This is a genomic window from Vibrio sp. LB10LO1, assembly GCF_010092875.1.
Lineage (GTDB): Bacteria > Pseudomonadota > Gammaproteobacteria > Enterobacterales > Vibrionaceae > Vibrio > Vibrio campbellii.
Genome location: NZ_JAADJW010000065.1, coordinates 1 through 8,408, shown reverse-complemented (window position 1 = coordinate 8,408; position 8,408 = coordinate 1). Strand labels below are relative to the sequence as shown.

The 8,408-nt window shown below is 44.0% G+C and carries 6 protein-coding genes; 5 read left to right on the top strand and 1 reads right to left on the bottom strand.

Going from position 1 to position 8,408, the window contains the following annotated elements:
• Nucleotides 1-289 precede the first annotated feature (289 nt).
• From GXP65_RS24235 to GXP65_RS24225, 3 genes are all read left to right on the top strand, one after another.
• Entirely contained in the window at nucleotides 290-2,278 is a 1,989-nt protein-coding gene (locus GXP65_RS24235) for a nucleoside-diphosphate sugar epimerase/dehydratase (RefSeq protein ID WP_162093909.1), read from the top strand.
• Nucleotides 2,279-2,444: 166 nt separating this feature from the next.
• Nucleotides 2,445-4,544, top strand: coding sequence for a YjbH domain-containing protein (locus tag GXP65_RS24230; RefSeq protein ID WP_162093908.1), 2,100 nt, complete (start codon nucleotides 2,445-2,447; stop codon nucleotides 4,542-4,544).
• Between the two features lie 214 nt (nucleotides 4,545-4,758).
• Nucleotides 4,759-5,925 carry a nucleotide sugar dehydrogenase gene (locus GXP65_RS24225; protein WP_162093907.1) on the top strand — a complete coding sequence of 389 codons (1,167 nt, stop codon included), beginning with the start codon at nucleotides 4,759-4,761 and terminating at the stop codon, nucleotides 5,923-5,925.
• 219 nt (nucleotides 5,926-6,144) lie between these two features.
• Here GXP65_RS24225 and tpiA read toward each other — a convergent pair whose 3' ends face one another.
• Nucleotides 6,145-6,915, bottom strand: coding sequence for a triose-phosphate isomerase (gene tpiA / locus GXP65_RS24220; RefSeq protein WP_005428123.1), 771 nt, complete (start codon nucleotides 6,913-6,915; stop codon nucleotides 6,145-6,147).
• A gap of 271 nt (nucleotides 6,916-7,186) precedes the next feature.
• Between tpiA and GXP65_RS24215 the strand changes: the two genes are divergently transcribed.
• Nucleotides 7,187-7,534, top strand: a complete 348-nt coding sequence (locus tag GXP65_RS24215) for a 5-carboxymethyl-2-hydroxymuconate Delta-isomerase (protein WP_005428160.1) — start codon at nucleotides 7,187-7,189, stop codon at nucleotides 7,532-7,534.
• Nucleotides 7,535-7,597: 63 nt separating this feature from the next.
• Complete coding sequence (locus tag GXP65_RS24210; RefSeq protein WP_045370165.1) at nucleotides 7,598-8,020, top strand: DUF805 domain-containing protein; 423 nt, start codon at nucleotides 7,598-7,600, stop codon at nucleotides 8,018-8,020.
• The last annotated feature ends 388 nt before the right edge of the window (nucleotides 8,021-8,408 follow it).

Here is an 8,408-nt window from a genome sequence, read left to right as displayed (position 1 = left end):
TAGAACCTAGAACCTAGAACCTAGAACCTAGAACCTAGAACCTAGAACCTAGAACTAACCCTGCGGCGCCTTCTGTGCGCCGTAATTTTGCGAAGGGACAAGGAGTACAGTTCCTTTGTTGCATTGCGTTGCAAACTCAACGCGACGTTGCTAATTATTATGCACCTGAGTGTTCTATTAATACTCACTGAGTTGTATAATGTTTGTTCAGCGGCTGTATAAATTCAACAAAAAACATTACCACCAACTCTTACTAATAAATCTGGGGTAATGAGGCTTATTCTTCGTCATGATTGAACACAATTCCAAATTAAACGTCATTTGGTCGTTACCACGCTATAAAAAACGTGTCATTAGTGTAGTAGTAGACTTTTTCATTATCTCCAGCGCATTTTTAATGGCGTACTGGACCAGAATTGGAGAGTTTACTCACCTACCAGATACGGCAAGTCAGTATGTGCTTTATTCTACTATCGCGATTACGCTAGCGATCTTTGCTGCTTTGGGCTTGTATCGCGCGGTACTGCGTTATTTAGGCTTTCATGTGTTGGCAGTGGTTGGCTTAGGCACCATTCTTTCTGCGATGTGCGCGGCAACCTTTGCTTTTGCTTTCCATGCTGAGCTACCTCGTTCTGTTCCGTTTATTTATGCGGCCTTTTTGGCTATTGGCGTCGGTTGCAGCCGCTTGGTCGTGAGAAGCTTGGTCGCCCAATCTGTGCATAAAGCGGGAACACCAGTGCTGATTTATGGTGCAGGCAGTGCTGGGCGTGAGCTGGCGTTTGCGCTACGCCAATCAGAGACGCATCGCGTAATTGGCTTTGTTGATGAGGACAAAACGCTCTACAACACCACTTTAATGGGACACTTTGTTTACACGGTAGAAAAAGCGCCGAAAGCGATCAAAAAATACGATGTTAAGAAGATTCTGCTAGCAATCCCAAGTGCGTCGAACAAGCGTCGTAAAGAAGTATTGGATAGCATTTCTAAGTTGCCTGTTGAGATCCAAACCGTACCGGATATGCATGATATCTTAACCGGTAAATCTAAAATCGATGAACTAAAAGAAGTCCCAATTGGTGACTTGTTAGGTCGTGATGCGGTGCAACCTCAGCAAGTGTTGATGGAATCAAACATCAAAGACCAAACCGTTATGGTCACTGGAGCTGGTGGTTCAATCGGCTCAGAGCTTTGTCGACAGATCCTAAATTACTCCCCGAAAGCACTGGTCTTGTTTGAGTTATCTGAATTTGCTCTATACCAAATACATATTGAGCTGAGCCAAATCGTTAAAGACAAAAAGCTAAACATTGTGGTGGTTCCTTTAGTGGGATCGGTACAAAGACAAAACCGTCTCGAAACCACCATGAAGGCGTTTGAAGTCGACACGGTTTACCATGCTGCCGCGTATAAACATGTTCCGCTTGTTGAATACAATGTCGTAGAAGGCGTACGTAATAACGTATTTGGTACTTACTATACGGCTTTAGCTGCCATTGATGCAGGCGTGAAAAATTTCGTTTTAATCTCTACTGATAAAGCGGTTCGTCCTACTAACGTGATGGGCACCACCAAGCGAATGGCTGAGCTAGGCTTACAAGCACTGGCGGAGCAACAAAACCGCATTCGAGAGAATAACCCAAACCTAGGCACCCGCTTTTGTATGGTGAGGTTCGGTAATGTGTTGGGTTCATCAGGTTCGGTAGTGCCGGTTTTCAAAAAACAAATTGCTAACCGTGAACCAATCACTGTGACTCACAAAGACATTACTCGATACTTTATGACGATTCCAGAAGCTGCACAGCTTGTGATTCAAGCCGGAGCAATGGGTAAAGGTGGCGATGTGTTTGTGCTTGATATGGGCTCGCCAGTAAAAATTGTCGACTTGGCGAAGAACTTAATCCACCTATCGGGCTTGGAAGTCAAAGATGAAGCCAATCCAGAAGGGGACATTGAGATCAAGTACACAGGCTTAAGACCCGGTGAGAAGCTGTATGAAGAGTTGTTGATTGGTGATGATAACGTTTCTGAAACCGCGCATAGCCGGATCATGACCGCGCAGGAAGACTTCCTACCAATAAAGGAATACGAAACGCTAATTAATAAATTGGATGTGGCTTGCCACAACTTCCAACATGAGGTGATTCGTCGTTTATTGCTAGAGGCTCCTACGGGCTTCAACCCTGTAGATGGCATTGAAGATTTGGTTTGGAAGCAAACCTCCAGAACAGCAACCTTGTTTAACTTTGAACCAAAGCAAAGTAATACAGCTGAAACTTGATGCTTTCGTAGTGATAATAAATAATGCGAAAATTAATTGTTTGTTGATGATTGCTTGATAGGGAACGACTAGATTCCATACATCATCAGCAACGAAATGACAAAAGTAAAAAGGCACCAGAGCGGTGCCTTTTTGTGTATTCATGACTTTTACAGTGGCAAAACTGATGGCACAGAAAATAACTAAAAAACGGATTGCAGCACTCTCGCTACCGCTCTTTATGAGTGCGCCTATTGCAGCAGAAGGTTTAAAAACGCTCCCTTCTAATCAGAGTTTTACGGGACTGACGTTAACGCCTAATGCTCAGTCTTTGGAATATGGGGACTTCTCTTTCACGTATGCTCAGGGGCTTCCTTTTCGAACCCAGATTCAAGATCTTGATTCACTCAAGTTTTCATTTGGGATTGTTGAGGGCTTGGAAGTCCATGGCAGAATTGTAACCGATGACTATAACTCGAATTGCTTCGTCGATTGTGGGGATACTCGTGATTTGTCCATGTCGTTCAAATATCAGTTACCAAACTTTTGGGGTGTCGATAGCTTAGACTTTGCTGTAGGTGTTCAAGATCTCGGGGGAGCAGCAAATCAATTTAGTACCCAGTATGCCGTCGCGGATTATTCTTTTGATTTTGCTCCAATTCGCGTATCAGCAGGTTATGGTGTCTCTGACATTATGTTAGGTGTGATGGACGGCCCATTTGGTGGTATTGAATACCAACCATTAGACTTTGTTCAGCTCATTGGTGAATACGATGCTGTCGAGTTTAACTCATCAGTGAAAGTGTTCACGCCAAAAGAACTGCTACCTTATGACATGACGGCTTCTTTGAGCTACCAAATTTACTCTGGTCATGAGACGGATGAACAGAATATGTGGAATGCTGCATTGTCTATCCCGCTCATCACCGATTACACCCGTTCTCGTGAGTATGCTCGTAACAATGTTTCACTAATGGAAAAGCTCTCTCTAGAGCAAAGCAAAGCGGATAATGCGTCAATCTCTGCTTTGGTAAGTGCACTGCGCAACGAAGGTTTTGTGAATATTCAAATCGGTACCTTAAACCAATCGGTTGTCGTAGCTCTAGAGAACCGTCGCTACAATCACAACCAGATGGATGGTTTGGGTGTGGCGATGGGGATCATTTCAAGTCACTTCGGTACAAGCTCCGCACAAGAAATGGGCTTAAGCTCTGATCGTGTAGAGTTAATGCTATTGGCCAACCAAAAACCAGTGGTGAGTGTGCAAACGGATGCGACTTGTTACCAGAGTTTTGTGAAGGGTTCTGCAGCATGTGATGACATTCAATTCAGTACCAACAATCTATCTGAAAAGCTTGAGTTGGTGGAGTGGAAAACAGAGCGCGTAAACAGTGGAGCTTTAGACTCACAATTGGTGGTATCGCCAATGGTCCGTCATGGTGTTGCGACTGAGTTTGGTGTTTATGATTACTCGTTTGCGATGTCGAGCAACCTATATACTTTCTTGTGGTCTGGTGCTGCTGTTGATATTCGCCATATCCTGCCATTAGCGGAAAGCGATGACTTTGAAGAGGGCGGTTACTTTGAAGAGAGCGCCTACGAAAACGAAATTGACCGCGCGATGGTGCATCAATTCTTCCGCTTGCCATATGTCGATGTAGCTAACCAAGTGTCGTTAGGTCTGGTGAAAACCGATTATGTTGGTGCGCGCAGTGAATCTGCTTGGTTCTCTCCATCTGGTGCTCATGCTCTTGGCCTGGAAATGAGTTACTTCCAGCACATGGATGAGAAAGACAAAAATGGTTACGCAAACCCGGATCGCCAAACGTTCCTAACTCGTTATACCTTTAGTATGCCTGAATGGGATTGGCAGTTTAATGCAACCGCGGGTGAGTTTTGGAAAGGGGATGTAGGCGCTAAGTTCACGACTTCACATTGGTTTGAGGACATTGAAGTTTCTGCGAGTTACCAAGTGACGAAGTTTAATGATACCGATGAAGAGCAGTTCGTTACTGTTGCGGTGAAACTACCTCTGACACCTTGGCGTGATATGTCTCCAGGCTTACTTCAGGTTCGTGGTAATGAAGCATACGACTTTAATGTCTCGACGCGAGTTGGTAATGATGCGAACTACTTAAGCACAGGACAAGGTGATGAACTGGTGATGGATAACAGCATGCTACGCCGCTACTTTAACCGTGGTCGTTACGGTAGTGATTATTTCGAAGAGAACAAAATCCGTATGCGTAATGCTTACTTACGTTACTTAACGACTCAAATTGATTAGTCGCCCCTCTCTTAACTATCGCTCAGAAAGTTGATCTGGTAGTAAATGAGAGATTGAGTTCAGCGAGCGATGTATTCTGAAATAGTAAAAAGCGGCCGAAAAGCCGCTTTTTTGTTTTCTGTCATTCTATAAGATTAGATTGCAGAGTATTAAGCTATCTTGAATCTGAAACTATTGATATCCTACTATTAGAAATAAAACTCAGGGCATTAGAATGAAAATAGCGGTTGCCGGTACAGGTTATGTAGGGCTTTCTAACGCAATGTTATTAGCTCAAAACCACCAAGTTGTTGCACTAGATATTGTTGCTGAAAAGGTTGAATTGCTGAATAACAAGCAATCACCGATTGTGGATCGTGAAATCGAAGACTTTCTAGAGAATAAGACGCTGGATTTTGTTGCGACAACAGATAAGGCGTTGGCATACAAAAACGCAGAGTTTGTCGTTATTGCAACGCCGACAGATTATGATCCAGTAACGAACTACTTCAACACGTCTTCCGTCGAGGCAGTGATTAGAGATGTGATGAGCATTAACCAAAATGCGGTGATGATCATCAAATCAACGGTACCTGTGGGTTATACCGCTCGCATCAAAGAGGAAATGAACTGTGAGAACATCATCTTCTCTCCAGAGTTTCTTCGTGAAGGTAAAGCGCTGTATGACAACCTTTATCCTTCTCGCATCATCGTTGGTGAGCAAAGTGAGCGTGCTAAGGTGTTTGCTGATTTGCTAGTTGAGGGCGCTGAGAAGGAAAACATAGAAGTTCTTTTCACGGACTCAACGGAAGCAGAAGCAGTAAAGCTGTTCTCTAATACCTATCTTGCCATGCGCGTAGCTTACTTTAACGAGCTTGATTCTTACGCGGAAGCGCATGGCCTGAACTCTCGCCAGATCATTGAGGGTGTTGGTTTAGACCCTCGTATTGGTAATCACTATAACAACCCTTCGTTTGGTTACGGTGGTTACTGTTTGCCAAAAGATACTAAGCAGCTACGAGCGAACTACCAAGATGTACCGAACGACATCATTGGTGCAATTGTAGAAGCAAACCGTACGCGCAAAGACTTTGTAGCGGAATCAGTCTTGAAGCGTGAACCTAAAGTTGTTGGTATTTACCGCCTTATCATGAAAGCGGGTTCTGATAACTTCCGTGCTTCTTCTATCCAAGGCATCATGAAGCGCATCAAAGCGAAAGGTGTTGAAGTTGTAGTTTATGAACCAGTGCTGCAAGAGGACGAGTTCTTCAACTCCCGTGTTCTTCGTGACTTAGAAGAGTTCAAACAAGTTTCTGATGTCATTGTGTCGAACCGCATGGTCGAAGACTTAGAAGACGTGGTTGATAAGGTTTACACTCGCGACTTGTTTGGTAGCGACTAAGCAATAGAGATTCGTAAATGGGCTCCTTTTTAGGGGCCTTTTTTTGATCGGGTGCTTGACGAATTTTTTTGATTTTCTGGTTGGAGTTAGGTGCTTGGCGTGAGTAGATTCCAGATGTCGCTTGGGTTCCTCGGAATGACAGAACTCACTAGATCGTAAGCAAACAAAAAGGGATGCGTGATGCATCCCTTTGTTATTTCTGCTTAGTAAAAAGCGAAATTAGGCTTTAGCTGCTGCCGCTGCCTTAGCGATAGCTACGAAGCTCTTAGCGTCTAGAGAAGCGCCACCAACTAGAGCACCGTCGATGTCTGGTTGTGAGAAGTAAGCTTCAGCGTTTTCTGGCTTAACAGAACCGCCGTATTGGATGATTACTTGTGCTGCAACTGCTTCGTCTTTCGCTGCGATTAGTGCGCGGATAGAAGCGTGGATGCGTTGTGCATCTTCAGCTGTTGCTGCTTTACCAGTACCGATAGCCCAGATTGGTTCGTAAGCGATGATTGCGCCGTTTAGAGCTTCAACACCGTAAGTGTCGATAACTGCGTTGATTTGACGTGCACATACAGCTTCAGTTTCGCCAGCTTCGTTTTGAGCTTCAGATTCACCGATACAGAAAACAGGAGTTAGACCGTTTTCTTTTAGGAAGTTGAATTTCTTCGCGATGAACTCGTCAGATTCGTTGTGGTATTCACGACGCTCTGAGTGACCGATGATGATGTGAGAAGCACCGAAGTCTTTCAGCATTTCTGGAGACATGTCGCCAGTGAAAGCACCGCTGTTGTTTAGGTCAGTGTTTTGTGCACCTAGGATAACTTTGTTACCGCCTTCAGCGATTACGCGCTCAGCTAGATCGATGTAAAGAGCTGGTGGAGCTACTGCTACGTCTACACCTTCAACGCCTTCAAGCTCAGCGTTAATACCTGTTAGTAGCTCAGTTACCATTGCTTTGCTACCGTTTAGTTTCCAGTTACCCATCACTACAGGACGACGCATAGGAATATCTCCCTTATCTTTAATGTAAATAGTCTATTAATGTAAAAAATCTACGTAGGAATATAACAGAATAATGTGAACAGATCATGATTGGCGTCATGTCTTATTCGGCTTTCTTCATCTGGTCGGTGCTGCATTTGTTCTGTTATTTTTGTCAAAAGCAATCGATTGGTGATCGCGTAGACAGAATGATAGTCCATTCCTCGGAAATTGCCGCTTAGATTGGTATTACTACGGGTTAAAAGTTAGCCGTAATAAGAAAGGAATCAAAATGCCAAACTTAGTTTTAGAATATTCCAATTCGGTCGATGAGCGTGTGAATGTTCAAGGCCTATTAGAAGACTTACACAAAGTGACTTTAGACAGTGGTTTGTTCGAGCTGGCATCTGTCAAATCTCGTGCACTTCGTTGCCACAATTGGCTGGTCGGGGAAGAAGGCGATAGTGTTGACTTCATCCATATCAACTTTGATTTGCTTGCAGGAAGAAGCCCTGAACAGAAGCGGGAATTATCAAGAGCACTGATGGTAGTACTGCAAGAACAAGCGAGCCACGTACGCAGTTTGACAGTGAATGTTCGAGATATGGATATTGATTGCTTCCAGAAGGTGGTAAATTAGACACACTAGATTTACTTAGTGCGGCCAAGGAGTTGTCGCACTTTCAATATGTTGAGTGTTTCGATGTCGATTAAAGAGCTACTGTTTTCTTTCCAAGGTCGTATAGGCCGTAAAACTTACTGGATGTGGAATATCATCTACTACATCATGATCTTGGGCTTCGGCGCTGGTATCAGTAAGTTGTTCCCTGCGTTTTCTTATATTCTTCTGCCTATCTTCTTATTGATTCTTCTTATCCCAGACTTAGCTATCACCACTAAGCGCTGGCATGACCGTAATAAGTCGATTTACTGGTTGGCGTTAAACATCCCGTTGATCATTGGTCGAGTTGCAACGCCGATGACGAACCCTGCTGCACAAGACCCATCGACACCGCAAATGATGATCGCTTCTATTTCTCTGATTTGTGGCCTGTGGATTCTGGTGGAGTGTGGTTTCTTGAAAGGTACAGCAGGTCAGAACGACTACGGCCCTGAGCCGAAGTAAGCTCTTTAGGTATCGGACTCGTTGGACGTAGATTCTTAGTCTCGCTGGAGCTCGCTAGAATGACATATTTCTTTTATTTAATAGTGACTTAAAGTAACTGCAATAAGGAGTCCTTTCTAAGATATCGTACTTGCTGAAAGTAGATTCTTAGTCTCGCTGGAGCTCGTTAGAATGACGAGTTCTTTTATTTAAGAGTGACTTAAAGTAGCTGCGAGAGGGCGTTCTTTCTAGGGTATCGTACTTGCTGAAAGTAGATTCTTAGTCTCGCTGAAGCTCGTTAGAACGACGAGTTCTTTTATTTAAGAGTGACTTAAAGTAGCTGCGAGAGGGCGTTCTTTCTAGGGTATCGTACTTGCTGAAAGTAGATTCTTAGTCTCGCTGGAGCTCG

Bases quoted from the DNA above. Each gene is read 5' to 3' on its own strand.
- GXP65_RS24235 (WP_162093909.1), top strand. From the start codon at position 290: ATGATTGAACACAATTCCAAATTAAACGTCATTTGGTCGTTACCACGC.
- GXP65_RS24230 (WP_162093908.1), top strand. From the start codon at position 2,445: ATGGCACAGAAAATAACTAAAAAACGGATTGCAGCACTCTCGCTACCG.
- GXP65_RS24225 (WP_162093907.1), top strand. From the start codon at position 4,759: ATGAAAATAGCGGTTGCCGGTACAGGTTATGTAGGGCTTTCTAACGCA.
- tpiA (WP_005428123.1), bottom strand. From the start codon at position 6,915: ATGCGTCGTCCTGTAGTGATGGGTAACTGGAAACTAAACGGTAGCAAA.
- GXP65_RS24215 (WP_005428160.1), top strand. From the start codon at position 7,187: ATGCCAAACTTAGTTTTAGAATATTCCAATTCGGTCGATGAGCGTGTG.
- GXP65_RS24210 (WP_045370165.1), top strand. From the start codon at position 7,598: ATGTCGATTAAAGAGCTACTGTTTTCTTTCCAAGGTCGTATAGGCCGT.